The following is a 23,711-nucleotide window of genomic DNA, read 5'->3' on the forward strand; positions in this document are numbered from 1 at the left end:
GGGGTATCCTGGCGCCACCATGTATACCCCCCCTGGGTATGTTTGGCAAACATTGACGGATCACTTGCACATACCCCCCTGGGGTATATAGTCGGCGTCAGGTTCAGCAGAAGCGCGACGCCGACAAGAGAGGGCACGTCATGAACACCGGCGTGAAGATCACCGTTTTCGCTACCGCGCTCGCGGCCACCTTCGGCACTGCCTACGGGGTCGGCGCGGCGATCGACCCCGCCGCCGGAGACCAGGAGCCGGCAGCGCACGCGAAGCACGACCGCCCGGCACCGTCCGGCCACAGCGGCCACGCGAACGCCGCCCCCGCGGGCCTGCAGATCTCCGAGGCGGGATACACCCTGGACCTCAAGACACCTCACGTGACCGCAGGTGAAGAGAGCGAACTCCGCTTCGCCATCCGCGACCAGGACGGACGCCGGGTGACATCCTTCCGGCGCGAGCACGGCAAGGAGCTCCACCTCATCCTCGCCTCACGCGACCTGGTCACCTACCGCCACCTGCACCCCGCCCGCGCAGCCGACGGCACCTGGAGCACCCCCGTCGACCTGCCCGCCGCCGGCACCTACCGCGTCTTCGCAGACTTCACCCCGGACGCCGAAGACGCCACCAACCTCACCCTGGGAGCGGACCTCACAGCCTCCGGCGCCTACAGGACGGCAGCCCTGCCCGAACCCGCCGCCACCACAACAATCGACGGCTACGCCGTCACACTGAACGGCGCCCTGCGCCCCGGCAAGGCGGGCGAGCTGACCCTCAGCGTCAGCCGCGACGGCCGCCCGGTCACCGACCTGGAGCCCTACCTGGGCGCCTACGGCCACCTGGTCGCCCTGCGCTCCGGCGACCTCGCCTACCTCCACGTCCACCCCAGCGGCGAACCCGGCGACGGCACCACCAAGCCCGGTCCCGGCATCTCCTTCACCGCCACCGCGCCCAGCACCGGGACGTACCGCCTGTTCCTCGACTTCAAGCACAACGGAACCGTCCACACCGCGGCCTTCACCGTCCACACCGGGAAGACGACTCCCGCGGGCACTACGAAGCCTGCAACCAGCGAAGAGCACAGCGACAGCAACCACCAGCACTGACCCCGCAAGAAGAAGGGAGAAGAAGCCGATGGCCAGCTACAGCAATCGAAAAGAGGACGTACTCAAGCGACTGCGGCGGATCGAAGGGCAGGTCCGAGGCCTGCAGCGAATGGTGGAAGAAGACACCTACTGCATCGACGTCCTCACCCAGGTCTCCGCCACCACACGCGCCCTGCAGTCCTTCGCCCTGCAGATGCTCGACGAGCACATGGACACCTGCGTACGCACCGCCGTGGCGGACGGCAGTGACAGCGGCGACATCAAGCTGAAGGAAGCCAGCGACGCCATCGCCCGCCTCGTGCGCTCCTGACGGACGGCAGGAACGCGGCGGCCGGCACCACAGACAGCGGCATTGTCAGTGCACCACACCACAATCGACCCATGCGCGACACCCGCAACTTCAGAATGCCCAACGGTGCCGAACTCGTCGGCCGCCCGGGCAAATCGGTTCGGATACAGGTCAGCGTGCCCTCCGACGGCGACGGGTTCTTCGGTCGTCAGTGCCCCGACTGCTCGCTGATCTTCCGGATGGACATGCAGCAGTACAAGGCCCTGCCCGACGACCTCACTCTGTGGTGCGTGTACTGCGGGTATCACGCCGAGCACTCGAACTTCCTGACCCAACAGCAGCGTAAGCGCCTCATACAAGCCGCAGGCAACTACGGAATGCAGAAGATCAGTAGGCGATTGGGGAAGGCGCTGCTCCGCGAGCAGGGAGTGTTCACACGCAACTGGGTGGACACGGTCGAGAACGTGGTCGGAGTCGTAGAAGCTCTCGCGTCCTCCCTCTTCCACGCCGCCGTGCCGGACGCCGGCACCCTGGTGAGAGGAAAAGGTGCCATCTTCCAGCGCCTCGACCCCATGGCCGACCTGCTCGTCGACGCCGGCTTCCCCGATCTACGACCGGTTCTTGGTCAAGAGAGGTGGCAGCGCCTTCTGACCACTTGGGCGGCCCGTCACGTCTTCACCCACAATGACGGCATCGTGGACGACAAGTACCTGGCCAAGGTGCCGAACTCCTCTGTACGCGCCGGTCAGCGACTCGTTCTCACCGAGGGCGTGTGCCGCCAGGCGATCGAGGACACCAAGGCTTTGTGCGAAGCACTCGTCGATGCTCTGGGCTAGGCGACCGCGAGGGCACATCCAGGGCACATGAGCCCGGGAAACGGCGTAGACCAGTGAGAACTACGGAGAGGATTTTCCCCTGGTCAACGCACGTTCACCCGAGTAACTCCAGGTCAGGGGGAGGCTGCCGCCAATCGCTGCACGAGTGGCAGGACTTCAGCCATCGGCTGCATGAGGCGGGGCATCAGCCTTATTGCCTGGTGTGGCCCTGAGCTGGGGTTTCGTTGGGTGCAGGCGGGGCTTTCGGGTCCCGCCTTTGTCATGTGCCGGGAGGGGCCGTCAGGCAGCCAGGGCACATGGGTTTCGCTGGGGGCACCAATGCGCCCTGCGCCGCGAGCGGGACGCCGTCGTCTGTCGTTGACCGCCGCGTCGTCAGGTGAGGCGCGGACACGCTTCGCCGAGGATCACGGCATCCGCCCGCCCGGTTGAGCCACCAGGGGGAACCATTCGGCCTGCGGGTGTGAGTGGTGGCTGGAAAGCGCCCCTCGTGAACAGACTGAGGACCATGTCTGTGCTCGTCGTTTGAAACGGGGTACCCCGGCGGCGCGCGGATCCCCCCTCGTCCTCAGGAGGCACGCCCCATGACCTTCAATCCCTTGGAACAGCGGGGTATCCCGCTGGACCGCCAGCTGCGCAGCTGGCGTGAGCTGAACGTGGACCCGATCGACCCGGACCACTGCGACCCGTACACCCGCTGCCGGATCATCACGATGAACGGGATCGAGGTGGAGGCGATCCTGTTCAGCCACCAGCTCGCCCGCCACACCGTGGACCCGGAGATCAAGCGGCAGCTGGCACGGGTGCGGTACATCGAGGCGCAGCAGCAGAAGGTCGTGAACTGGCTGCTGCCCGGGGTGTCGTCGGTGCTGGAGACGACGATCGCCTACGAGCAGGTCGCGGTGGACCTGACGGCGTGGGTGGCGCGGATGGAGCCGGACCCGTACCTGAAGCAGGCGTACCAGTTCGGTGTGCTGGAGGACTTCGACCACCTGTACCGGTACGCGAACCTGTACGAGATGATCGAGCACCGCAAGGCCGAGTCGATCGTCGACAACCTGACCGAGGTCATGCCCGGCCGGCCCACGAGGTTCCACCACCGCAACCCGGTCGACAACGTCCGCGACCCCTACGCCAAGGACGAGACGGATCCGCTGTCGAAGCTGCACGCCCTGACGATCATGTCGGCCGAGCAGCAGACCATGAACTTCTACATGAACACCGGCCCCACCTACATGGAGCCGATCGCCCGCCAGCTCTACCAGGAGATCGGGCTGATCGAGGAGGAGCACGTCACCCACTACGAGTCCCTCGTGGACCCCGGTGAGACGTGGTGGGAGCAGCTGGTCAACCACGAGTACAACGAGTGCTACCTGTACCACTCCTTCATGGAGCAGGAGAGCGACCCCAGGGTGAAGGCGATCTGGGAGCTGCACCTGAACATGGAGCTGGAGCACCTGCACGCCGCCTGCGACCTGATGCGCCGGCACGACGGCCGCGACCCCGCCTCGGTACTGGCCCCCGAGCTGCCCGACGTGCTCACCTTCGAGCCGAACAAGGGCTACCTGCGCGAGCTGCTGGACACCCAGATGGACCTGACCACGCTGGGTGCCGGCTACGTGCGTGAGGCGCACGAGCGGTTCGAGCAGATGCAGGAGGCCATCCACGGCGGCGAAGCACCCCCGAGCGACCGGGTCATGGCCGAACACGACGCGATGTTCGGCCGCGAGTACCGCGTCCAGTCCGAGGGCGAGCACCCCGACCCCGCGATGCGCGAGAAGTAGGGAGGCCGGGATGTCCGAGCTGAAAACCCCGCACACCGGGGATGACAAGGCCAAGGACGACGACGTCGTCGCCCTGCTGATGCGTCAGCACGGCGACATCCGCAACCTCTTCGACGAGGTCGAGGCCACCACCGGTGAGGAGCGCCGCGACGCGTTCCGCCGTCTGGTACGGCTGCTGGCCGTGCACGAGACCGCCGAGGAGGAGGTCGTCCACCCCTTCGCCCGGCGCGCGCTCCCCGGCGGTGAACAGGTCGTGAAGGACCGCCTCGCCGAGGAGAAGGCGGCCAAGGAGACGCTGTCCGCGCTCGACGACATGGACACCGACGACCCGAAGTTCATGCCCCAGCTGCTCAAGCTGCGCAAGGACGTACAGGAACACGCCCGGGCCGAGGAACGCTACGAGTTCACCCACATCCGCCGCAGCACCAACACTGCCAACCTGGCCGCGATGGCCAAGGCCATCAAGGCCGCCGAGGCGATGGCACCCACCCGCCCCCACCCCGGAGTCGAGTCCGGCGCCAAGAACATGGCCCTCGGCCCGGTCGCCGCCCTCATGGACCGCACCAAGGACACCGTCCGCAAGGCCATGGGCAAGGACTGACTCCGCGTCCTCCACTGGGCGCACGCGCCCGGCCGGCCTCGGCGTGGAACCAGGGCCCTTCGCCCGGCCCGCGGCCGGGCGAAGGGCCCTGGAGTGGCTGTTTGCCCCCTGCCCCTGGGGGGACCCTCCGCCCACGACAGCGTCATCCGGCTCTCGGACGGCTGGAACGTCCGAGGTCCCGCCACCGCGCCGCAGCCCGTCTTCGACACCGCGTCGTCGACGGACACATGGAGGTCGGACTGCGCCGCGAGAACGGGACGGAGAGACCGGCCGACCGGGAAGCGGACGAGACGACGATGCGGGCAGAAGAGGACAGGCACCATGGACACAGCAGCTGACGGCCGTTTCGCGGAGCGTCTGAGGCGACGACTGCGGCATACCGAACGCACGTACTCGGCGGAAGAGCACCGCCCGCTGCGCGGCTACCTGGCCGCCATGACGGCTTTCGGCGCGTACACAGCGGGATGGGCGGCGGTGGTCAAGCTGCGCGGCCGTGCGCTGCCGGACCGGCCTCTGCCCTGGGACGTGGCGCTGACCGCGGTGGCGACGTTCCGGCTGAGCCGGCTGCTGAGCAAGGCGTCGGTGACCAGTCCGCTGAGGGCTCCCTTCACCACGTTCCAGGGTCCGCAGGGTCCGGCCGAGCTGCACGAGGAGGCGCGGTCCGAGGGCGCCAAGGACACGGTCGGCGAGCTGCTGACGTGTCCGTTCTGTATGAGCGTCTGGGTGGCCTCGACCCTCACCGCCGGACAGCTGCTCTGTCCGCGCGCCACCCGTACCGCCATGGGGGCGCTCACCGCGCTGGCCGGCGCGGACGTGTTGCAGCTGACCTACAGCGCGCTGGTGGAGAAGACGACCGGTGACTGACCCCGTCGTACGGCTCTGAGGGGCTTCGGGGCGGTGGCGCGGTGTGGCGGTCACCGCCTCCGGGGCAGGGGGCCCACGTCGGAGTGACGGCCGGGGCGCAGGGCTGCGTGCCGTTGCCCCGGACCGGGTCCCGACCGGGCGGCCAGGGCGTCGGCGACGGCCCCGGTGGCGAAGGCGTACACCGTCTTGTGGAGCAGGTCGACGACGAGTTCGCGGCGCGGCCAGGTCGGGGGCGGGGCGCCGACACCGGTGGCGTTCTCCAGGATCTGGTCGCTGGTGACACGGACGACGGCGAACTTCGCCGAGGACCAGGGCCCGCGCAGCCCGGCGTGCGACATCACCGACCTGAGGACACCGAGGAAGGCGGCCTGCCCCACGTGCATGGCCAGGTTCACCGCTACGGGCTGGCAGCCGGGATACTCGCGCATACCCGTCAGGCGTTCCAGGGTCCGGGCGGGCACGTGGGAGTCGGGGCGACCGGTCAGCCGCTGCTCCGCCTTCTCGCCCAGCGTCATCACCAGCACCCCGGCCGTGCCGGCCAGCAACCCCTGCCACCACGCGCGCTTCATCATGCCGCGGCGAGTACCCAACGCTTCGCGGCTCACCTGCCCCGGCTCCCCCGGCCCGGTTCGCGTCACCGCTCGTCCCGGAGGCCGCGGAAGCCGCCGCCGGACGGTGGCGGCCGAACCCATGCGGAGGGCCGTCCGAGGCCGGGGTCGGGCGCCACCGGTGTCTGGTCATCGCGCCAACGTGCGGACCGCACCGCTGACGCCGAACCAGGGCGCGTCGCAACTCCAGGTAGCGCGCCTCGTAGCCCGACGCTGCCCCGGCCGCATGTTCAGTCGGGTGGGTGCCGTGCGGGAGAGCTCCGGTACCCGCAGCCCCTGCGGGTACCGACCGTCACCGTTTCATGCGGGTGGCCACGGAAACCCGGCGACCGACGGTGGCCGCCGGTGCGCCGGAGCGGAGGGCATTTCCATGAGGAAGCTGTGGTGGGTGGTTCCGGTCGCGGCCGCGGGGGCGGTGGCTGTGCGGCGGTCCCAGCCGGCGCACCGGGCCGACGAGCGGGCGGGCGAGCGCTGGCTGACCGTGACGGTCAACCGGCCGCCCGCGGACATCGGCTCCGAAGGGAAGCCGCCCCCGCCCCTGGACGACTTGGCCGAGCGGATCGATGTACAGATCCGACCGGCACCGGGCGACCGCGGCACGGAACTGGCCGCACGATTCAAGGAGCCCGTACCCCCCGCGACCGCCTCCGTACCCGCGCGACTGGCCGGGCAGGACCCGCGTCAAGAACTGCGGCGTGCCCTGCGCGACGCCAAATCCCTGCTCGAGGCGGGAGAGGTGCTGCAACCCGACGCACCGCCCACGAGCCGCCCCACGCCGGGCGGCAAACTGGTCCAAATCTTCACCCGTCGCTCCGGTGGGGAGGGAGTGCTGTGAAGGCGCTGTGCTGGGAAGGCGTGAACAAGCTCTCCGTCGAGCAGGTCCCCGATCCGGACCTGCGCAACGACCAGGACGTCATCGTGCGGCTGATCGCGGGCACCACCTGCGGCTCCGACCTGCACCTCATCGGCGGCTACATCCCGGCGATGCGCGCCGGGGACGTGATCGGCCACGAGTTCGTCGGGGAGGTCGTGGAGACCGGGTCCGCCGTGCGCCGGCACAAGGTGGGCGACCGGGTCGTCGTCTGCTCGTTCGTCGGCTGCGGACGCTGCTGGTACTGCGCCAATGACCTGTGGTCCCTGTGCGACAACACCAACACCAACCCCGGCATCGGACAGGCCCTCTTCGGCTACGAGACCGCCGGCATCTTCGGCTACTCCCACGCCATGGGCGGACTGCGCGGCAGCCACGCCGAATACGTCCGCGTTCCCTTCGCCGACTACGGCGCCTTCAAGGTCCCCGAAGGCGTCGACGACACCAGCGCCCTGTTCGTCTCCGACTCCGTGCCCACCGGATGGATGGGCGCCGACCTGGCCGGGGTGAAACCCGGCGACGTGGTCGCCGTCTGGGGCTGCGGTGCCGTGGGACAAATGGCCGCCCGGGCGGCGGTCCTCAAGGGCGCCGAGCGGGTCATCTCCATCGACCGCATCCCCGAGCGGCTGGCCATGACCGAGCGGTACGCCGGCGCGGAGACCATCGACTACACCACCACGGATGTCGCCGCCGAACTGCGCGAACGCACCGGCGGACGCGGCCCCGACGTGTGCATCGAGGCCGTCGGCATGGAAGCCCACAGCGACGGCCCGATGCACCTGTACGACCAGGCCAAGCAGCAGCTCCGCCTCCAGACCGACCGGCCCACCGCCGTACGCCAGGCCATCCACGCCTGCCGCAAGGCCGGCACCGTGTTCGTCCTGGGCGTCTTCGCCGGCGCCGTCGACAAATTTCCGCTCGGCGCCGTGATCAACAAGGGGCTCACCGTCCGCGGCGCCCAGATGCATGGGCAGCGCTACATCCCGATGCTCCTGGACCGGTTGGCCGCCGGGGAGATCGAGACGGCCCACCTGGCGACCCACACCCTCTCGCTCGACCAGGCGCCCACGGCGTACGACATGTTCAAGCAGAAGACCGACGGCTGCGTCCGCGCCGTCATCCGCCCCCAGCCCTGAAGGACGGCATGATCATCAGTCGGGTCGCTCACGGACTCGCCCGTCGCCTGGCCCGGTGGCGGTCGGCACCGGCCCTGCACCCCCAGGGGGTGCTGTGCACGGGGACGCTGACCGTCACCGGTAGCCCGGGCACCAGGTGGGGTGCGCCCTGGCTGGACCGACCCGGCTCCTATCGGGTGACGGTGCGCTGGTCCCGGGCGCTCGGACTGCCCCGGCGACTGCCGGACGGCCTGGGTCTGGCCGTCCGGGTCAAGGACGCCGACGGGCTCGGCAGCGCGCTCGACCTGCTGTTCACGTCCAGTCGCTCCGGCCGGCTCGGCCGCCACCTGCCCCTGTTGCGACCCGACGCCCTGAGCGGGCCATACTCGACCCTGCTGTCCTACCGGGTGGGGGATCGCGAACGCGTGCTGGCGGCCTTCCCCGTCCCCGATCCGAGCGGCGCTCCGGAAGACACCATGCCCACCCTGTGGCAGGAACTCACCTGCCGGCCCGTCCGCTTCGACCTGCGCGCCGCCGCCTCCGACGAGCCCTGGAGCACCTTCGCCTCGCTGTCCCTGGAGGCCGCGCACACCGCCGCGGCCTCCAGCACCGTGTCCTACGACCCCTACGCCCACTGCCTCCCCGGGCTGCGGCCCACCGGACGACTGCGCCGACTCCGCGACGCCGCGTACGCCGGCTCCCGCCACGGACGGAATGGTGACGAGCGCGACGGGTGACCGGTGGTGCGCCGGCGGTGAGTGTCGGCTTCCGGCAGGTGACGGGAGACCCGTCTACCGAATCCCCGGCGGTGAAAAGGTCGTGAAGGACCGCCTCGCCGAGGAACGGGCGGCCAAGGAGACCCTCGCGGCGCTCGACGGGACGGACACCGACGACCCGGCGTTCATGCCTCGGCTGCGCGAGCTGCGCAAGGACGTACAGGAGCACGCCCGGGCCGAGGAACGCTACGAGTTCACCCACATCCGCCGCAGCACCAACACTGCCAACCTGGCCGCGATGGCCAAGGCCATCAAGGCCGCCGAGGCGATGGCACCCACCCGCCCCCACCCCGGAGTCGAGTCCGGCGCCAAGAACATGGCCCTCGGCCCGGTCGCCGCCCTCATGGACCGCACCAAGGACACCGTCCGCAAGGCCATGGGCAAGGACTGACTCCGCGTCCTCCGGCCGGCCGGGCAAGGGGGAGCTGAGCGGCTGTTCGTCCTTCATCCGCACATGAGGCGGGGCATCAGCCTCGGTGCCGGTCCGGGGGTGTCGAAGCGGTCCGCCCTGAGGGTGCGCGGACCGGTGGCGCGCTCCGGTCGGCGCGCTCCCCCGCGCCTCGGGCGGCCGTCCGCTCGCTTCCCCAGGCGGCCAGTGGCCGGAGTGCGTCGTTGAGGTGCTCGCCGTCCCCGGTCAGTGAGTATTCGACGCGGGGCGGCACCTCGTCGTAGGAGACGCGGCGCACGACACCGTCCGCCTCCATCTCGCGCAGGTGGGAGGCGAGCACCTTCTCGGTGATCCCCGGGAGGAGCCGGCGCAGCTCGCCGAAGCGGCGGTGGGGGTGCTCGTGGAGCGCCCAGAGGATCAGCACCTTCCACTTGCCGCCGATCACCTCCATCGCGGTGTCGATCCCGCAGACGTGTCCGTCCGGTGCGCCCGGCCGGTTCAGCGTCGTCATGCCCCACCCCTTTGACGTGCTCGCTCACCCCGGGGTAACCACCCACTCCGAAGTGCGTACTTGATCACTTCCGGGTCTGCTCCCAGCCTAGTCGGCATGGCACAGAACACTGTTGAGAAGACCGCCGTCACGCTGCTGGGCCTCGGCGCGATGGGTACCGCGCTGGCCCGTACCTGGCTCGCCGCCGGCCACCCGGTCACCGTCTGGAACCGCACTCCGGCCCGCTCCGCGCCGCTCGCCGCCGAGGGGGCGGAAGTCGCGGACGGTGCCGCAGCCGCCGTCGCGGCGAACACGCTCGTCGTCGTCTGTCTGCTGGACGACGCCTCGGTCGAGGAGACGCTGGCCGGCACCGACCTGGCCGGCCGGGACCTGGTCAACCTGACCACCGGCACCCCGGCCGAGGCCCGGGCCCGCGCCGAGTGGGCCCGCGAGCGCGGCGCCCGCTACCTGGACGGCGGGATCATGGCCGTCCCTCCGATGGTCGGCGTCGCCGAGGCCGGCGGCTACGTCTTCTACAGCGGTTCACGGGAGCTGTTCGAGCAATACGCGGAGACGCTGCGCGTACCGCTCGGCACGCGCTACGTCGGTGCGGACGCGGGCTTCGCCGCCCTTCACGACGTGGCCCTGCTCAGCGCCATGTACGGGATGTTCGCCGGGGCGGCGCACGCCTTCGCCCTGATCCGCAAGGAGGACATCGACCCCGCGTCGCTCGCCCCGCTGCTCGCCGACTGGCTCACCGCGATGGCCCCGTCCGTGCACCAGACCGCCGACCAGCTGCGCAGCGGCGACTACACCAAGGGGGTCGTCTCCAACCTCGCCATGCAGGTGGCCGGCACACCGACCTTCCTGAGCACCGCCGAGCAACAGGGCGTCAGTCCGGAACTGCTCGCCCCGTACTTCGCGTTGATGCGCCGCCGTCTGGCCGAGGGCAGCGGCGAGGAGGACCTGACGGGCGTGATCGACCTCCTCGTGCGCTGACCGGCGTTCCCCCGCCGCCCACGGGTGGCCGGCCCCGGAACGGCGGACGCCCCGCCGTCCTCACTTCGTCCCGACCGTCCGCAGCACCGTCAGGACCAGCGTCCGGGCCGCCTCCGCCGTCTCGCGCAGGGACACGTGTTCGCGGTCGCTGTGGGCCACCGCGATGTCCCCGGGACCGTACTGCAGCGTCGGTATCCCGGCGCCGGCGTAGTGCCGCAGGTCACTGCCGTACGTGGCGCCGCGCCGCCTCGGCCGGGGGCGGCCCGTCGCGTCGGCGTACGCGGAACCGGCCACGTCCGCGAGGGCGTGGCCCTCGGGCAGCCGGCCGCTCGCGAACTGCCCGCCCGGCCAGGTCACGGTCGCCGGACGGTCGCGCAGCCAGGGGTCGGCGGCGCACGCCTCGGCCACGCACCGCTCCAGCGCGGCCCGCGCGTGCGCCGGGTCCTCGTCGAGGCGTACGCCGAGCCGGCCCTCGGCGACCAGCAGGTCGGGCACGCTGCTCGCCCAGTCCCCGGCGCGCACGGTGCCCACCGACAGGGCGTACGGGACCGGGTACTCGGCGAGCAGTGGGTCCGGGTCCCGGTTCCGCTCCGTCTCCAGCGCGGCCAGCGCCCGGTGCAGGGGCAGATAGGCGTCGACCGCGCTGACCCCCTGCTCCCGTGAACTGCCGTGCGCCGCTTTCCCGGGCACGGAGACGCGGACCGCGGGCCGCGGACAGTCGTGCCTCCCCAGTACCTCCTCCCCACTCACGCCCTCCCGCTTGGGCGAAGCCGAGAGCAAGCACCGCTCACCCGTCCGCCGGCCGCCCGGCCACGCCCCCCACCGTGAACCCGGTCACCGTCCCGCCGCCCTCGCGGGGGAAGGCGTACGGCGCCCCGCCGTGAGCGAGAGCGACCTCGCGGACGATGGACAGACCGAGCCCCGACCCCGGCAGGGAGCGCGCGTCGGCGGCCCGGTAGAAGCGGTCGAAGACACGGGTCAGATCGTCATCGGCGATACCGGGGCCCCGGTCGCGCACCTCCACCCGTACCGTCCCCGGACGCGCCGGCCCCGCGACGTGGATCTCGACGGGAGCGCGACCGCCCCGGTCGAACTTGACCGCGTTCTCCACCAGATTGGACAGCGCCCGCGTGAGCATCCCCGGCCGCCCGTCGGTCGTGGTGTCACCGCTCGCGCCCACCACGATCTCCCGCCCGGTGCGGCGCCGGGCCAGCCCCGCCACGTCCTCGGCGATGTCCGCGAGGTCGACCCGCTGCGGCGGCTCGGTGTCGTACTGCCCGGCCGCGAGGTCGACCAGCTCGTTGACGAGGTCGGTCAGTTCGCGGGCCTCCTGGGTGAGGTCGGCGACGAGTTCCTCACGGGTGCCGGGCGGCAGTTCGTCGATGCGGCGCAGCAGGGAGATGTTGGTGCGCAGCGAGGTGAGCGGCGTGCGCAGCTCGTGTCCGGCGTCCTGGACCAGCCGGCGCTGGTCCTCCTCGGACTGGGCGAGCCGGCCCAGCATCCGGTCGAAGGCGCGGCCGAGGCGCCCCACCTCGTCGTAGCCGGCGACGGGTACCTGGATGCCGAGCCGCCGGGTGCGGGCGACGGCCTCGGCGGTGTTGGTGAGGACGACCAGGCGGCGGGTGATGCGCCGGGCCAGCCACCAGCCGAACAGCCCGGCGCCGACCACCACCGCCGCCATCAGGATCAGCGTGCGCCGCTGGAGCGCCCGCAGCAGGTCCTCGGTGTCGCTGAACTCCTGCGCGACCTGCACCGCGCCCCGGCTGCCGCCCAGTGCGACGGTGGCCACCCGGTAGACGTCGTCGCCGACGTCTACGTCCGCGTGCACGACCACCCGCCCGGCGGTCGCGGCGCCCGCGATCCGCCGGTCGGCGTCGACCACCGGCAGCCCCGGGTTGCCCGGGTCGACGATCCGGCCGTCCGGCCCGAGCACCTGTACGTCGGTCCGCGCGGGCCGCACCAGGTCGTGGCCGGGCGCGGCGGAGGAGAAGTCGTGCGGCGACATCCGGTTCTCCCGGACCTCGTCCCGCAGGTCCTGCACGACCTCGTCGAACACGGACTGCTGGTCCACCCGCACCAGGCGGGCGGCGGCGTTGTACGAGAGGATCCCGACCAGCACGGTGACGGTGGCGGTGACCGCCGCGAACGCCACCGCGAAGGTGGTCCCCAGGGACAGCAGCCGCAGCCGTCTCCGGGAAACCGGCCGCCCGTACGACACTCAGCCCTCCCGCAGCACGTAACCCACCCCGCGCACGGTGTGGATCAGCTGCGACGCGCCGGGCTCGTCGAGCTTGCGGCGCAGGTAACCGACGTAGACGGCGAGGTTCTTGGAGCCGGGGCCGAAGTCGTAGCCCCAGATGCGGTCGTAGATGGTGGAGTGGTCCAGGACGATGCCCGCATGGCGGATCAGCAGCTCCAGCAGCTCGAACTCGGTACGGGTCAGCTCCAGCTCCCGCCCGCCCCGCCAGGCCCGGCGCGCCTGCGGGTCCATGCGCAACCCGGCCGCCTCCACGAACCGGCCGGAGGTCTCCGGCCCCGCCTCCTCCACCGGCTCGGGGACCGGCACCACCGGGGCCGCCCGGCGCAGCAGCGCGCGCAGCCGGGCGAAGACCTCCTCGACGTCGAACGGCTTGACGACGTAGTCGTCGGCGCCCGCGTCCAGTCCCGCGATCCGGTCGGCGGTCTCCACCAGCGCGGTCAGCATCAGCACCGGCGTGCGGTCGCCCTCGGCGCGCAGCACCCGGCACACCTGGAGCCCGTCGATGCCGGGCATCATCACGTCGAGGACCAGCACGTCGGGCCGGCTGCGATGGGCCTGCGCGAGGGCCTCGACACCGTCGGCGACGGCCGTGACCAGGTAGCCCTCCAGGGTGAGGGCGCGCTCCAGCGCGTTGCGGATGGCGCGGTCGTCTTCGGCGAGCAGAACGGTGTGCGGCACGCGCCCAGTGTGCCAACCACCGGCGGGCCCCGGCCCCGGCGGACGGCACCGGAGCCCGCTTCTTACCCGTATCTCACCCGGCGGGCCGCAGCGCCGCCAGCCGCTCCTCGAACGGGGTGACCTCCTCGAAGGAGTCCCGCCGGGGCAGCGGACGGGCGGTGGACAGCCCGGCCGCCAGCGCCGCCAGCTCCCCGGCCGCGCGCTCGACACGGCCGTCCAGTCCCTCGGCGCCCCAGTCCTCCGAGGCGGCGTAGACGCCGGTGGGGACGACGACGGCCCTGAGGTGGGAGAAGAGCGGCCGCAGGGCGTGGTCCAGGACCAGCGAGTGCCGGGCGCTGCCGCCGGTCGCGGCGACCAGCACCGGCTTCCCGGCGAGGACGTCGGGGTCGGTGCCGCTCAGCGCGTCGAAGAACGACTTGAACAGTCCGCTGTACGACGCCGAGAACACCGGCGTGACCACGATCAGCCCGTCGGCCCCGGCCACCGTGTCGAAGGCCTCGGACAGGGCCCGGCCCGGGAAGCCGTTGGTGAAGGTGTGCGCGATCTCCACGGCGAGGTCGCGCAGTTCGATCACCTGGACGTCGGCCGGTGACTGCGCGGCGGCCGCGGCGGCCAGCCGGTCGCCGAGCAGCCGGGTGGAGGACGGGACGCCCAGCCCCGCCGAGACGACGACGAGCCTCATGCCTGTGCACCTTCCTTCGCCCTGGCTCCGGCCAGCAGCGAGCTGTGGACGGGCGCGTCCGGCACGTCGGCCGGGCGGTTCCTGGCGAACTCCTCGCGCAGCACCGGCACGACCTCCTCGCCGAGCAGGTCGAGCTGCTCCAGCACGGTCTTCAGCGGCAGGCCCGCGTGGTCCATCAGGAACAGCTGGCGCTGGTAGTCGCCGGCGTACTCGCGGAAGGACAGCGTCTTCTCGATGACCTGCTGCGGGGAGCCCACGGTCAGCGGGGTCTGCTCGGTGAACTCCTCCAGCGAGGGCCCGTGCCCGTAGACCGGCGCGACGTCGAAGTACGGCCGGAACTCGCGCACCGCGTCCTGCGAGTTCTTCCGCATGAACACCTGACCGCCCAGGCCGACGATCGCCTGCTCGGGGGTGCCGTGCCCGTAGTGGGCGTACCGGGACCGGTACAGCTCGACCATGCGCCTGGTGTGGTCGGCCGGCCAGAAGATGTTGTTGTGGAAGAAGCCGTCGCCGTAGTAAGCGGCCTGCTCGGCGATCTCCGGCGAGCGGATCGAGCCGTGCCAGACGAACGGCGGTACGCCGTCCAGCGGGCGGGGCGTGGAGGTGAAGCCCTGCAGCGGGGTGCGGAACTTCCCCTCCCAGTCGACGACGTCCTCGCGCCACAGCCGGTGCAGGAGCGCGTAGTTCTCCACCGCCAGGTTGATGCCCTGACGGATGTCCTGCCCGAACCAGGGGTAGACCGGACCGGTGTTCCCGCGCCCCATCATCAGGTCCACCCGGCCGTCGGCCAGGTGCTGGAGCATCGCGAAGTCCTCGGCGATCTTCACCGGGTCGTTGGTGGTGATCAGGGTGGTCGAGGTGGAGAGGACCAGCCGCTCGGTGCGGGCGGCGATGTAGCCGAGCATGGTGGTCGGCGAGGACGGCACGAACGGCGGGTTGTGGTGCTCCCCGGTCGCGAACACGTCCAGGCCCACCTCCTCGGCCTTCAGCGCGATGGCGACCATGGCCTTGATCCGCTCGCGCTCGGTCGGCGTGCGCCCCGTGGTCGGGTCGGGCGTGACATCCCCGACGCTGAAGATCCCGAACTGCATGGCCGCTCACCCTCCAGGTTGTTTACGCTTCAACTATACCCCTGGAACGGCTCCCCACCCCCTCCTATTCCCCTCCCCCCGCGGCACCCCCGCCACGCGGCTACGGCACCAGCACCAGCCGCCCCCGCACCCCGCCCTCCGCCAGGCGCGCGTGCGCCTTCACCGCGTCGGCCAGCGCGAAGACCTCCGCGACCCGGAGCGTCAGCACGCCCTCGTCCACCAGCCGCACCAGCTCCGCCAGCCGGGCCCCGTCGGCGGCCACCTCGACGGCGGCCGTCCGCACCCCGCGCTCCGACGCCGGCGCGGCCCGCGGGATGACACCGGCGTACGCGCCCCCGTCCCGCACCCACGCCAGCGCCCTCTCCCCGAGCACCGCCGCGTCCAGTACGGCGTCGAAGCCCCCCGCCTCCACCACACCGACCGTGAAGCGTGCGGCACCGAGGGAGCGCACCAGCTCCTCGTCGTCCTCCCGGGCCAGGGCGGTGACGCCGATCCCCCGGTGGGCGGCGAGCTGGACGGCGTAGCCGCCCACCGCACCCGCCGCGCCCGTCACCAGCAGCGACCCGCCCTCGGGCACCGCCAGCAGGTCCAGGGCCTGCGCGGCGGTCAGCGCGTTCAGCGGCAACGTCGCCGCGTGCACCACGTCGGCCGTCCGCGGGGCCCGCGCCACCGCGTCCGCCGGGACGACGACGTACTCGGCGTGCGTGCCCAGCGGCTTCACCAGGCCGTGGTCGAGCGCGACCACCTCGTCACCGACGCTCCACGCGGTCGCCGGCCCGGTCGCGTCGACCGTGCCCGCGACGTCCCAGCCGAGCCCGATCGCCTTGCCCGCACCGCCGAAGACGCCCTCCCGCACCCCCGCGTCCACCGGGTTCAGCGCCGCCGCCGCGACCTTGATCCGCACCTGCCGGGCGGCCGGCTCCGGCACCTCCGCCTCCACGACCCGCACGGCCTCGGGCCCACCGAACGACGTCACCACTGCAGCACGCATGACAGAAACTCCCTGATGGTGGCTGTGCACCGCGGTTCCTCCGCGGCTGGAAACAACCCTAGGAAGAGTTACTATCCAGGAGTAAGTAGTTACCTGAGAGTGCGTATGTCTCCCGGAGGTGAGCCATGGCGACCACGACGGCGGCCCAGCGGCGCGAACAGGCACGCTTCGAGTACGACGCGTTCCTCAGGAGCTGTCCCACCAACCAGCTCCTGGACCGCATCAGCGACAAGTGGGTCAGCCTGATCGTCAGCGCCCTCGCCGCGGGCCCCATGCGCTACAGCGACCTCGGCCGCAAGATCGCCGGCGTCAGCCCCAAGATGCTCACGCAGACACTGCGGTCACTGGAACGCGACGGCATCCTCACCCGCACGGTGACCGCGTCCGTACCCGTCCGCGTCGACTACGAACTCACCCCGCTCGGAACCAGCCTCAGCCTGCTCCTGACCGCCGTGAAGGACTGGGCGGAGAACCACTTCGACGAGGTCCACCGGGCCAGGGAGCACTACGACACCGAGACCGGCTAACCGTCCGGGACCTCCCCCGACCGCAGCCGGGCCGCCTGCTCCGCGCTGAAGTCCGTCGTGCGCCTCATGTGGTCGATGAACAGGGTGAGTTCGGAGTCGTCCAGGTCGTCGAAGAGCGCGAACCAGCCGCCACCCAGCCGCTCCCACACCCGCCCGAACTCGGCGGCCCGCTCCGGCACCACCGCCACCAGCACCAGCCGCCGGTCCCCCGCGTCCCGCTCCCGCACCACGTACCCCGCCCGCTCCAGCCGGTCCACCAGCCGCGTCGCCGAGCCGGTCGTCAGCCCCGTCAGCTCCGCGATCCGGCCCGTGGTCACCGGGCCGTCCTCCAGCGTCAGCAGGTTCAGACACTGCAGATCGGTGGGATGCAGACCCAGACGGTCGGCGAGCACCTGGTTGAACAGGGCGTGGGCCGCCATGTACCGCCGGGACACCACCCCCAGCTCCGCCAGCAGCCCGGCCCGCGCGTTCCCCGGCATGCGCAGCTCCTCTCCGCTCCTCCGCGTCTGCGGATGTATCCCACCTCCGGCCCGTGCCAGGCGCCGTCCATCAGGTGATGTACCCGGATGCGAAGCTGCACGCATGCTGATCCTCCGCTCCGCCGCCCTGTTCGTCCTCGCCGCCGTACTGGAGATCGGCGGTGCCTGGCTGGTCTGGCAGGGCGTACGCGAACACCGCGGCTGGATGTGGGCGGCCGGCGGTGTCCTCGCCCTCGGCGCCTACGGCTTCGTCGCCACCTTCCAGCCCGACGCCCACTTCGGCCGCGTCCTCGCCGCGTACGGCGGGATCTTCGTCGCCGGTTCGATCCTGTGGGGCGTGGTCGCCGACGGCTACCGCCCGGACCGCTGGGACATCACCGGCGCACTGGTCTGCCTCGCCGGAATGGCCGTGATCATGTGGGCGCCGCGCAACGGCTGACGGCTCCCGTCGCCCGCCCCGTCACCGCCCGGCCGCCCCCGCCTATGCTGGCCGCGCAGGTCCCGACCGCGCACACACCGCCCGCCCGAGGAGCAGCCCATGGCCACCGCCGTACCGCCCGCCGCGTCCCGTATCGCCGTCGTCACGGGCGCCAGCAGCGGAATCGGTGCCGCCACGGCCCGCCGCCTCGCCGAGGCCGGCTACCGCGTCGTCCTCACCGCCCGCCGCAAGGACCGCATCGAGGCGCTCGCCGAGGAACTCACCGCGGCCGGCCACGCGGCGACGGCCTACCCCCTCGACGTCACCGACCGCGCGGCCGTCGACGAGTTCGCCACCGCCTTCAAGACCGTCGGCGTCCTCGTCAACAACGCCGGCGGCGCGCTCGGCGCCGACCCGGTCGCGACCAGCGACCCGCAGGACTGGCGCACGATGTACGAGACGAACGTCCTCGGCACCCTCAACCTCACCCAGGCCCTGCTGCCCCGGCTGGACGCGAGCGGCGACGGCACGGTCGTCGTCGTGTCCTCCACCGCCGGCCACGCCACCTACGAGGGCGGCGCGGGCTACGTCGCCGCCAAGCACGGCGCCCACGTCCTCGCCGAGACCCTGCGCCTGGAGATCGTCGGCCGCCCGGTGCGCGTCATCGAGATCGCGCCCGGCATGGTCAGGACCGACGAGTTCGCCCTCACCCGCTTCGGCGGCGACACGGAGAAGGCCGCCAAGGTCTACCAGGGCGTCGCCGAGCCCCTCACGGCCGACGACGTCGCCGACACCATCACCTGGGCGGTCACCCGCCCGCCCCACGTCAACATCGACCTGCTGGTCGTCCGCCCCCGCGCCCAGGCCTCCAACACGAAGGTCCACCGGGAGCAGTGATGTCCGACAGCGAACAACGCCGCCTGGCCCTGGAGAAGAAGCGCGAACGCTACGTCTGGTACTACCTCGGCTACTTCCTCTTCGGCATCCACATCGTGGCCTTCGTCATGATCTACGCGGTGACGCACGCGAAGTGACGGCCGGGTCCCGGCCGGCTCAGGAGACGGCGGTGGCCGTCCTCTCCGCCGCCGGTGGCGATGCCGCCGATCGGCCTGGGTCCGGAGAAGGGCGGCCTGTCCTGTCGGCACGTCGCTTCGGCCGCACCCCGTACCCACGCGCGTCCGTGTCACCGGACGGACCCGGTGGACGCGGCGTGCGATGCCGGGCCCACCGGGCTCCTAACCCTTCACGCAGACGACCTGCTTCAGCTTCGCGACGACCTCCACGAGATCCCGCTGCTGCTCGATCACCTTCTCGATCGGCTTGTACGCACCCGGGATCTCGTCCACGACGCCGGAGTCCTTGCGGCACTCCACACCCCGCGTCTGCTCCTCCAGGTCCTTCGTCGAGAAGCGCCGCTTCGCCGCGTTGCGGCTCATCCGCCGACCGGCCCCGTGCGACGCCGAGTTGAAGGACTCGGCGTTGCCGAGGCCCTTGACGATGTACGAGCCCGTACCCATGGAGCCCGGGATGATCCCGTACTCGCCGGAACCCGCACGGATCGCGCCCTTGCGGGTCACGAGCAGGTCCATGCCGTCGTAGCGCTCCTCGGCCACGTAGTTGTGGTGTGCGCTGATCTCCGGCTCGAAGACCGGCTTGGCCTTCTTGAACTCCTTGCGGACCACGTCCTTCAGGAGCGCCATCATGATCGAGCGGTTGTACTTCGCGTACTCCTGCGCCCAGAACAGGTCGTTGCGGTACGCCGCCATCTGCGGGGTGTCCGCGACGAAGACGGCGAGGTCGCGGTCGACCAGGTTCTGGTTGTGCGGGAGTTTCTGGGCGATGCCGATGTGGTGCTCGGCCAGTTCCTTGCCGATGTTGCGGGAACCGGAGTGCAGCATCAGCCAGACGGAACCATCCGTATCGGTACATACCTCCACAAAATGGTTTCCCCCGCCCAAGGTGCCCATCTGCTTGGTGGCGCGCTCCTCGCGGAACTTCACCGCGTCCGCCACACCACCGAACCGGCCCCAGAAGTCGTCCCAACCGCCGGTCGCGAAGGCGTGGAAGCGGGACGGGTCGACCGGGTCGTCGTGCATACCGCGGCCCACCGGAATCGCCTGCTCGATCTTCGACCGCAGCCGCGACAGATCACCGGGCAGGTCGTTCGCCGTCAGGGACGTCTTCACCGCCGACATGCCGCAGCCGATGTCGACACCCACCGCCGCCGGGCACACCGCGCCCCGCATCGCGATGACCGACCCGACCGTCGCGCCCTTGCCGTAGTGCACGTCCGGCATCACGGCCAGGCCCTTGATCCACGGCAGGGTGGCGACGTTGCGCAGCTGCTGGAGGGCGCCCTCCTCCACCGTCGCCGGGTCGGCCCACATGCGGATCGGCACCTTCGCGCCCGGCACTTCCACGTACGACATGACGTCCTCATTCCCCCGGAAAACCAACAGAAGTATCGAATCGCAAAACCGGTGCCAAGGTCGACGAAAAGGGATGACGGACCGGCGTCCACGGCAGTGCGTGCGATACACATTGTCTGCAGGGGAGGCCCCCGTGCGGCAAGCGATTAACCAGCGGGGACACTGGGGAGACCCGGCGGGCACCGGCCCGCACCCCACCGTCGAGAGGAGCCCGAACGTGCAGCGGAAGGCGTACGTACCCGGCGTCGCCGCGCTCCTGGCGGCCGTCCTGGCCGGCTGCACCGGCAGCTCGGACGACGGCGGCCGGTCGGACGACTCCAACCCGGGAAGCGCCGGTACGGCGACCCAGGCGGCCCAGCCCGGCAGGTACGCCACGCTCCCCGAGCCCTGCGGCGTGGTCGAGGACACCACGCTCGACCAACTCCTGCCCGGCATCGGGGAGATGACCGACGAGGCGCAGCGCGAGAAGGCGTACGCGGGCGAGGCGACCCTCACGTACGACACCGACCGCAAGGTGGGCTGTCGTTGGAAGGTGGAGTCGGCGGAGGCGACCGACCATCTGCTGGTCGACTTCGAGCGGGCCGTCTCCTACGACAACGCCGTCAGCGACGACGCCCAGGCCGGGGAACTCTTCACGGCCAGGCAGGCGGCGGCGCAGCTCCCGGAGCCGACGGTGACGACCACGGAGACCGGCACTCCGTCCATCGGCCCTTCCACGGACCCGAGTTCGCCCTCCTCGTCCGGGTCGCCCACCACCGCCTCGCCGTCCGTCGCCCCCACCGATCTCCAGCCCCGTCTCCTGGAGGACCTGGGCGACGAGGCGTTCCTCGACGACGAGCTGAACAGCTCCGGTTCGACCGCCGGGCAGCGCACGGTGACTGTGGCGTTCCGCACGTCCAACGTGATCGTGACCATCGAGTACGCGGAGCAGCCGATGACCGTCGGCGTCGTCCCGGACAGCAAGGAATTGCAGGACAGGGCACGGAAGCTGGCCTCGGAGCTGGCCGATTCGCTGGGTGGCTGAGCGCGGTCCACGGCTCCTCCACCCCTCTGCGCGAAGCACGCGAAGGAGGACCGCACGGGCGGCTCACCGCGTACCGTGACCCCTCGGACCCCGTTCCGACCGCAGGGAACACAAGCGTCATGAGTGAAGGAACCATGCAGCGACGAGCACAGCGAGACCCGCGAAACAAGCGGGCGAAGCGCCTTACCCGCGTCCTTGTCTGCGCGGTCGCCGTCCCCCTGGTCGCCGCCGGCTGCTCCTCGGACTCCGGCTCCGACGACGGCAAGGACAAGGGTGCCTCCGCCTCCGCCTCGCAGTCCGCGAGCCCGTCCCCGACGGTGCAGGCGGCTGCGTACAAGAGGCTCCCGGAGCCGTGCGCGGTGCTGTCCGAGAAGACCCTGGACGACCTGGCGCCGAAGGCGAAGTCGGGCAAGGAGGGCACCTCGGACGACGTCTCCACCCGGGGCAGCTGCTCCTGGAGCAGTCTGGACAACAACGGCGTGAAGGGCTCGCAGTTCCGCTGGCTGAACGTGTCGCTGCTGCGCTTCGACTCGGACACCACCCGTGGTCCGGGGGACAAGCTCGCCCAGGAGTACTACGACAAGCAGGTGCGGGACGCCCAGTCGGCCGAGGGCGCGAAGAGCGTCAAGGCGGAGCCGGTCAGCGGGACCGGTGACGAGGCGACGGCGGTGCGTTACGACCTGAAGAAGAAGGAAGGCACCTTCAAGCAGCAGACGGTCGTGGCACGCGTCGAGAACGTGGTCGTCACCCTCGACTACAACGGTGCCGGTCTCGCCGGTGACAGGACGCCGGACGCCGACGACCTGATGAAGGACGCGCAGAAGGCGGCCAAGGAGGCGGTGGCCTCGGTGACGAAGGCGAACGGCACGGGCGCCGCGCCGTCCGAGTCGGCCTCGAAGTCCCCGTCCGAGTCGGCCTCGAAGTCGCCTTCCAAGTCCGCCTCGGAGTCCGCTTCGAAGGCGTCGAGCAAGAGCTGACCCGACCCTGAACGAGAACCGGCCACCCGTCCCCCGTACACATGTGCCACTCTGTTGCGCGCAACAACACGCACTGGGAGGGGAGTACGGGTGGCCGCGCCACTTCAGCTGACACGGACGCACCGGGTTCTCATCGGTGTGGTCGTCTTCGGTGCCGTGATCATCGCCGGAATCGGCTTCGCGGGTTCGTACGCGGCCGTCCGTGAGCTTGCCCTGAAGAAGGGCTTCGGAAACTTCAGTTACGTCTTCCCGATCGGCATCGACGCCGGTATCTGCGTCCTGCTGGCCCTGGACCTGCTGCTGACCTGGATCCGCATCCCGTTCCCGCTGCTGCGGCAGACGGCGTGGCTGCTGACGGCGGCGACGATCGCGTTCAATGGCGCGGCGGCGTGGCCCGATCCGCTCGGCGTGGGCATGCACGGCGTGATCCCGGTGCTGTTCGTGGTCTCGGTGGAGGCGGCCCGGCATGCGATCGGCCGCATGGCCGACATCACCGCCGACAAGCACATGGAGGGCGTCCGGCTCACCCGCTGGATGCTGTCGCCGGTGCCGACGTTCCTGCTGTGGCGCCGGATGAAGCTGTGGGAGCTGCGCTCCTACGAGCAGGTGATCAAGCTGGAGCAGGAGCGCCTGGTCTACCAGGCCCGCCTCCGCTCCCGCTTCGGCCGCGCCTGGCGCCGCAAGGCCCCGGTCGAGTCCCTGATGCCGCTGCGCCTCGCCAAGTACGGCGTCCCCCTGGCCGAAACGGCCCCGGCGGGTCTGGCGGCGGCAGGCATAGAACCGGCCCTGCTCCCCCCGGCCCCCGACACACCGGAGACAGCTGCGGGCAGTCGTGCCGCTGGGGCGGCACTGGTGGGCGCGGCAGCACCTCCGAGCGAGCAGCGCCTGGAACTCGAGGGCAACCAGACCCCCGAACCCCAGGGAGGCGCGGCCCCGGACCAGAACCAGTGGCTCCACGCCCGCGACCCCCGCACCGTCGCGTACAACGGCGGCTACGACCCCACCTACGACCCCGACGAGGAATACGCCCGCTGGTACGCGGAGCAACAGCACGCCGAGCAGTACCAGGACCAGTACCAGGAGGAGCCGCCCCTCCAGGAGCCCTCCCCGGAGGAGACCGGCAGTTTCCCCATCCCGGTGGTCCCCGGCGGCCGCACCCGCGAGCTGGGCGAGGGCGGCGGCACCCCCGCCTCCGACCCGGACGAGGAGGCGTACTACCAGGTGTTCCGCCAGTCGATAGACGGCAGCTACCCCACGCCCCGCGTCCTCGGTGACAACATCCAGGCGACCTACGGCACGACCCTGAATTCGAGCGAGCTGAAGACCCTCGCCGAACGCTTCCAGGCACGCCACACGGCAGAGATGGAAGAGGACCACATCGCCTGACGCGCGCACACGACGGAGGGGGCACCCGGATCACACCGGGCGCCCCCTCCGTCG

At 71.1% G+C, this 23,711-nt stretch carries 27 protein-coding genes and 2 pseudogenes; 19 read left to right on the forward strand and 10 right to left on the reverse strand.

What is annotated here, in order from left to right; genetic code table 11:
- Positions 1-140: 140 nt before the first annotated feature.
- The 7 genes and pseudogenes from ACH4VX_RS24545 to ACH4VX_RS24575 all read left to right on the forward strand — a co-directional run bounded on the left by ACH4VX_RS24545 (position 141) and on the right by ACH4VX_RS24575 (position 5,468).
- The gene (locus ACH4VX_RS24545; protein ID WP_398370075.1) at positions 141-1,097 is read left to right on the forward strand and encodes a hypothetical protein; all 957 of its coding nucleotides are present in this window, start codon (positions 141-143) and stop codon (positions 1,095-1,097) included.
- Positions 1,098-1,125: 28 nt separating this feature from the next.
- The gene (locus ACH4VX_RS24550; protein ID WP_398370077.1) at positions 1,126-1,407 is read left to right on the forward strand and encodes a metal-sensitive transcriptional regulator; all 282 of its coding nucleotides are present in this window, start codon (positions 1,126-1,128) and stop codon (positions 1,405-1,407) included.
- Positions 1,408-1,478: 71 nt separating this feature from the next.
- Positions 1,479-2,222, forward strand: coding sequence for a hypothetical protein (locus ACH4VX_RS24555; RefSeq protein ID WP_398370078.1), 744 nt, complete (start codon positions 1,479-1,481; stop codon positions 2,220-2,222).
- A gap of 581 nt (positions 2,223-2,803) precedes the next feature.
- Positions 2,804-4,003, forward strand: a complete 1,200-nt coding sequence (locus ACH4VX_RS24560; RefSeq protein ID WP_398370080.1) for a hypothetical protein — start codon at positions 2,804-2,806, stop codon at positions 4,001-4,003.
- Positions 4,004-4,013: 10 nt separating this feature from the next.
- A complete protein-coding gene (locus ACH4VX_RS24565; protein WP_398370082.1) occupies positions 4,014-4,604 on the forward strand; it encodes a hemerythrin domain-containing protein in 591 nt (196 codons plus the stop codon).
- Between the two features lie 132 nt (positions 4,605-4,736).
- Positions 4,737-4,942: pseudogene (locus ACH4VX_RS24570) on the forward strand ((2Fe-2S)-binding protein); the annotation flags it as partial.
- Positions 4,926-5,468 carry a DUF1360 domain-containing protein gene (locus ACH4VX_RS24575; RefSeq protein ID WP_398370084.1) on the forward strand — a complete coding sequence of 181 codons (543 nt, stop codon included), beginning with the start codon at positions 4,926-4,928 and terminating at the stop codon, positions 5,466-5,468. The pseudogene ACH4VX_RS24570 and the gene ACH4VX_RS24575, both read left to right, overlap by 17 nt.
- Positions 5,469-5,518: 50 nt before the next feature.
- On the opposite strand, the gene ACH4VX_RS24580 is transcribed toward ACH4VX_RS24575, so the two are convergent.
- On the reverse strand, positions 5,519-6,040 hold the full coding sequence (locus tag ACH4VX_RS24580; protein ID WP_398370085.1) for a hypothetical protein: 522 nt from the start codon (positions 6,038-6,040) through the stop codon (positions 5,519-5,521).
- Between the two features lie 406 nt (positions 6,041-6,446).
- On the opposite strand from ACH4VX_RS24580, the gene ACH4VX_RS24585 reads away from it, so the two are divergent.
- The 4 genes from ACH4VX_RS24585 to ACH4VX_RS24600 all read left to right on the forward strand — a co-directional run bounded on the left by ACH4VX_RS24585 (position 6,447) and on the right by ACH4VX_RS24600 (position 9,229).
- Positions 6,447-6,911 carry a hypothetical protein gene (locus ACH4VX_RS24585; protein WP_398370087.1) on the forward strand — a complete coding sequence of 155 codons (465 nt, stop codon included), beginning with the start codon at positions 6,447-6,449 and terminating at the stop codon, positions 6,909-6,911.
- On the forward strand, positions 6,908-8,083 hold the full coding sequence (locus tag ACH4VX_RS24590) for a zinc-dependent alcohol dehydrogenase (RefSeq protein WP_398370088.1): 1,176 nt from the start codon (positions 6,908-6,910) through the stop codon (positions 8,081-8,083). The genes ACH4VX_RS24585 and ACH4VX_RS24590 overlap by 4 nt, the downstream gene beginning before the upstream one ends.
- An 8-nt stretch (positions 8,084-8,091) precedes the next feature.
- Positions 8,092-8,799, forward strand: coding sequence for a phosphodiesterase (locus ACH4VX_RS24595; protein WP_398370089.1), 708 nt, complete (start codon positions 8,092-8,094; stop codon positions 8,797-8,799).
- 82 nt (positions 8,800-8,881) lie between these two features.
- Positions 8,882-9,229: a hypothetical protein gene (locus ACH4VX_RS24600; RefSeq protein WP_398370090.1), complete on the forward strand. Its 348-nt coding sequence runs from the start codon at positions 8,882-8,884 to the stop codon at positions 9,227-9,229.
- Positions 9,230-9,305: 76 nt separating this feature from the next.
- Here the strand turns inward: ACH4VX_RS24600 and ACH4VX_RS24605 are convergent, their stop codons facing one another.
- Positions 9,306-9,737 carry a winged helix-turn-helix transcriptional regulator gene (locus ACH4VX_RS24605; RefSeq protein ID WP_398370092.1) on the reverse strand — a complete coding sequence of 144 codons (432 nt, stop codon included), beginning with the start codon at positions 9,735-9,737 and terminating at the stop codon, positions 9,306-9,308.
- A gap of 96 nt (positions 9,738-9,833) precedes the next feature.
- Between ACH4VX_RS24605 and ACH4VX_RS24610 the strand changes: the two genes are divergently transcribed.
- A complete protein-coding gene (locus tag ACH4VX_RS24610) occupies positions 9,834-10,715 on the forward strand; it encodes an NAD(P)-dependent oxidoreductase (RefSeq protein WP_398370094.1) in 882 nt (293 codons plus the stop codon).
- 60 nt (positions 10,716-10,775) lie between these two features.
- Here ACH4VX_RS24610 and ACH4VX_RS24615 read toward each other — a convergent pair.
- From ACH4VX_RS24615 to ACH4VX_RS24640, 6 genes and pseudogenes are all read right to left on the reverse strand, one after another.
- Positions 10,776-11,414: pseudogene (locus ACH4VX_RS24615) on the reverse strand (M20/M25/M40 family metallo-hydrolase); the annotation flags it as partial.
- Between the two features lie 88 nt (positions 11,415-11,502).
- A complete protein-coding gene (locus ACH4VX_RS24620; RefSeq protein ID WP_398370095.1) occupies positions 11,503-12,933 on the reverse strand; it encodes an ATP-binding protein in 1,431 nt (476 codons plus the stop codon).
- Positions 12,934-13,653, reverse strand: coding sequence for a response regulator transcription factor (locus tag ACH4VX_RS24625; protein ID WP_398370097.1), 720 nt, complete (start codon positions 13,651-13,653; stop codon positions 12,934-12,936).
- A gap of 73 nt (positions 13,654-13,726) precedes the next feature.
- Positions 13,727-14,335, reverse strand: coding sequence for a CE1759 family FMN reductase (locus ACH4VX_RS24630; protein ID WP_398370099.1), 609 nt, complete (start codon positions 14,333-14,335; stop codon positions 13,727-13,729).
- Entirely contained in the window at positions 14,332-15,426 is a 1,095-nt protein-coding gene (locus ACH4VX_RS24635; RefSeq protein WP_398370101.1) for an LLM class flavin-dependent oxidoreductase, read from the reverse strand. Before ACH4VX_RS24635 ends, ACH4VX_RS24630 begins: the two co-directional genes overlap by 4 nt.
- A 100-nt stretch (positions 15,427-15,526) precedes the next feature.
- The gene (locus ACH4VX_RS24640; protein ID WP_398370102.1) at positions 15,527-16,417 is read right to left on the reverse strand and encodes an NADP-dependent oxidoreductase; all 891 of its coding nucleotides are present in this window, start codon (positions 16,415-16,417) and stop codon (positions 15,527-15,529) included.
- 125 nt (positions 16,418-16,542) lie between these two features.
- Here ACH4VX_RS24640 and ACH4VX_RS24645 point away from each other — a divergent pair, with 125 nt between their 5' ends.
- Positions 16,543-16,944 (forward strand): winged helix-turn-helix transcriptional regulator, encoded by a 402-nt coding sequence (locus tag ACH4VX_RS24645; RefSeq protein WP_398370104.1) that lies wholly within the window; start codon positions 16,543-16,545, stop codon positions 16,942-16,944.
- On the opposite strand, the gene ACH4VX_RS24650 is transcribed toward ACH4VX_RS24645, so the two are convergent.
- On the reverse strand, positions 16,941-17,423 hold the full coding sequence (locus ACH4VX_RS24650) for a MarR family winged helix-turn-helix transcriptional regulator (protein ID WP_398370106.1): 483 nt from the start codon (positions 17,421-17,423) through the stop codon (positions 16,941-16,943). The two genes, ACH4VX_RS24645 and ACH4VX_RS24650, sit on opposite strands and share 4 nt — an antisense overlap.
- A gap of 103 nt (positions 17,424-17,526) precedes the next feature.
- Here ACH4VX_RS24650 and ACH4VX_RS24655 point away from each other — a divergent pair, with 103 nt between their 5' ends.
- The 3 genes from ACH4VX_RS24655 (at position 17,527) to ACH4VX_RS24665 (ending at position 18,875) form a co-directional block, all read left to right on the forward strand.
- Entirely contained in the window at positions 17,527-17,862 is a 336-nt protein-coding gene (locus tag ACH4VX_RS24655) for a YnfA family protein (protein WP_073932994.1), read from the forward strand.
- Positions 17,863-17,961: 99 nt separating this feature from the next.
- Positions 17,962-18,738 carry an SDR family NAD(P)-dependent oxidoreductase gene (locus ACH4VX_RS24660; protein WP_398370108.1) on the forward strand — a complete coding sequence of 259 codons (777 nt, stop codon included), beginning with the start codon at positions 17,962-17,964 and terminating at the stop codon, positions 18,736-18,738.
- Entirely contained in the window at positions 18,642-18,875 is a 234-nt protein-coding gene (locus ACH4VX_RS24665; protein WP_398370188.1) for a hypothetical protein, read from the forward strand. The genes ACH4VX_RS24660 and ACH4VX_RS24665 overlap by 97 nt, the downstream gene beginning before the upstream one ends.
- Positions 18,876-19,076: 201 nt before the next feature.
- Here the strand turns inward: ACH4VX_RS24665 and ACH4VX_RS24670 are convergent, their stop codons facing one another.
- On the reverse strand, positions 19,077-20,270 hold the full coding sequence (locus tag ACH4VX_RS24670) for an RtcB family protein (RefSeq protein ID WP_398370109.1): 1,194 nt from the start codon (positions 20,268-20,270) through the stop codon (positions 19,077-19,079).
- A gap of 217 nt (positions 20,271-20,487) precedes the next feature.
- On the opposite strand from ACH4VX_RS24670, the gene ACH4VX_RS24675 reads away from it, so the two are divergent.
- The 3 genes from ACH4VX_RS24675 (at position 20,488) to ACH4VX_RS24685 (ending at position 23,657) form a co-directional block, all read left to right on the forward strand.
- Positions 20,488-21,294, forward strand: coding sequence for a DUF3558 domain-containing protein (locus ACH4VX_RS24675; protein WP_398370110.1), 807 nt, complete (start codon positions 20,488-20,490; stop codon positions 21,292-21,294).
- Between the two features lie 134 nt (positions 21,295-21,428).
- A complete protein-coding gene (locus ACH4VX_RS24680) occupies positions 21,429-22,271 on the forward strand; it encodes a DUF3558 family protein (protein ID WP_398370112.1) in 843 nt (280 codons plus the stop codon).
- Between the two features lie 90 nt (positions 22,272-22,361).
- On the forward strand, positions 22,362-23,657 hold the full coding sequence (locus ACH4VX_RS24685; RefSeq protein ID WP_398370113.1) for a DUF2637 domain-containing protein: 1,296 nt from the start codon (positions 22,362-22,364) through the stop codon (positions 23,655-23,657).
- Positions 23,658-23,711: the final 54 nt, after the last annotated feature.

It is taken from the genome of Streptomyces sp. NPDC020731, from assembly GCF_044334705.1.
GTDB lineage: Bacteria > Actinomycetota > Actinomycetes > Streptomycetales > Streptomycetaceae > Streptomyces.

Coding starts and splice junctions, on each gene's coding strand:
- ACH4VX_RS24545 (WP_398370075.1), top strand. CDS start 141: ATGAACACCGGCGTGAAGATCACCGTTTTCGCTACCGCGCTCGCGGCC.
- ACH4VX_RS24550 (WP_398370077.1), top strand. CDS start 1,126: ATGGCCAGCTACAGCAATCGAAAAGAGGACGTACTCAAGCGACTGCGG.
- ACH4VX_RS24555 (WP_398370078.1), top strand. CDS start 1,479: ATGCGCGACACCCGCAACTTCAGAATGCCCAACGGTGCCGAACTCGTC.
- ACH4VX_RS24560 (WP_398370080.1), top strand. CDS start 2,804: ATGACCTTCAATCCCTTGGAACAGCGGGGTATCCCGCTGGACCGCCAG.
- ACH4VX_RS24565 (WP_398370082.1), top strand. CDS start 4,014: ATGTCCGAGCTGAAAACCCCGCACACCGGGGATGACAAGGCCAAGGAC.
- ACH4VX_RS24575 (WP_398370084.1), top strand. CDS start 4,926: ATGGACACAGCAGCTGACGGCCGTTTCGCGGAGCGTCTGAGGCGACGA.
- ACH4VX_RS24580 (WP_398370085.1), bottom strand. CDS start 6,040: ATGATGAAGCGCGCGTGGTGGCAGGGGTTGCTGGCCGGCACGGCCGGG.
- ACH4VX_RS24585 (WP_398370087.1), top strand. CDS start 6,447: ATGAGGAAGCTGTGGTGGGTGGTTCCGGTCGCGGCCGCGGGGGCGGTG.
- ACH4VX_RS24595 (WP_398370089.1), top strand. CDS start 8,092: ATGATCATCAGTCGGGTCGCTCACGGACTCGCCCGTCGCCTGGCCCGG.
- ACH4VX_RS24605 (WP_398370092.1), bottom strand. CDS start 9,737: ATGACGACGCTGAACCGGCCGGGCGCACCGGACGGACACGTCTGCGGG.
- ACH4VX_RS24610 (WP_398370094.1), top strand. CDS start 9,834: ATGGCACAGAACACTGTTGAGAAGACCGCCGTCACGCTGCTGGGCCTC.
- ACH4VX_RS24630 (WP_398370099.1), bottom strand. CDS start 14,335: ATGAGGCTCGTCGTCGTCTCGGCGGGGCTGGGCGTCCCGTCCTCCACC.
- ACH4VX_RS24635 (WP_398370101.1), bottom strand. CDS start 15,426: ATGCAGTTCGGGATCTTCAGCGTCGGGGATGTCACGCCCGACCCGACC.
- ACH4VX_RS24640 (WP_398370102.1), bottom strand. CDS start 16,417: ATGCGTGCTGCAGTGGTGACGTCGTTCGGTGGGCCCGAGGCCGTGCGG.
- ACH4VX_RS24645 (WP_398370104.1), top strand. CDS start 16,543: ATGGCGACCACGACGGCGGCCCAGCGGCGCGAACAGGCACGCTTCGAG.
- ACH4VX_RS24650 (WP_398370106.1), bottom strand. CDS start 17,423: ATGCCGGGGAACGCGCGGGCCGGGCTGCTGGCGGAGCTGGGGGTGGTG.
- ACH4VX_RS24655 (WP_073932994.1), top strand. CDS start 17,527: ATGCTGATCCTCCGCTCCGCCGCCCTGTTCGTCCTCGCCGCCGTACTG.
- ACH4VX_RS24660 (WP_398370108.1), top strand. CDS start 17,962: ATGGCCACCGCCGTACCGCCCGCCGCGTCCCGTATCGCCGTCGTCACG.
- ACH4VX_RS24670 (WP_398370109.1), bottom strand. CDS start 20,270: ATGTCGTACGTGGAAGTGCCGGGCGCGAAGGTGCCGATCCGCATGTGG.
- ACH4VX_RS24680 (WP_398370112.1), top strand. CDS start 21,429: ATGCAGCGACGAGCACAGCGAGACCCGCGAAACAAGCGGGCGAAGCGC.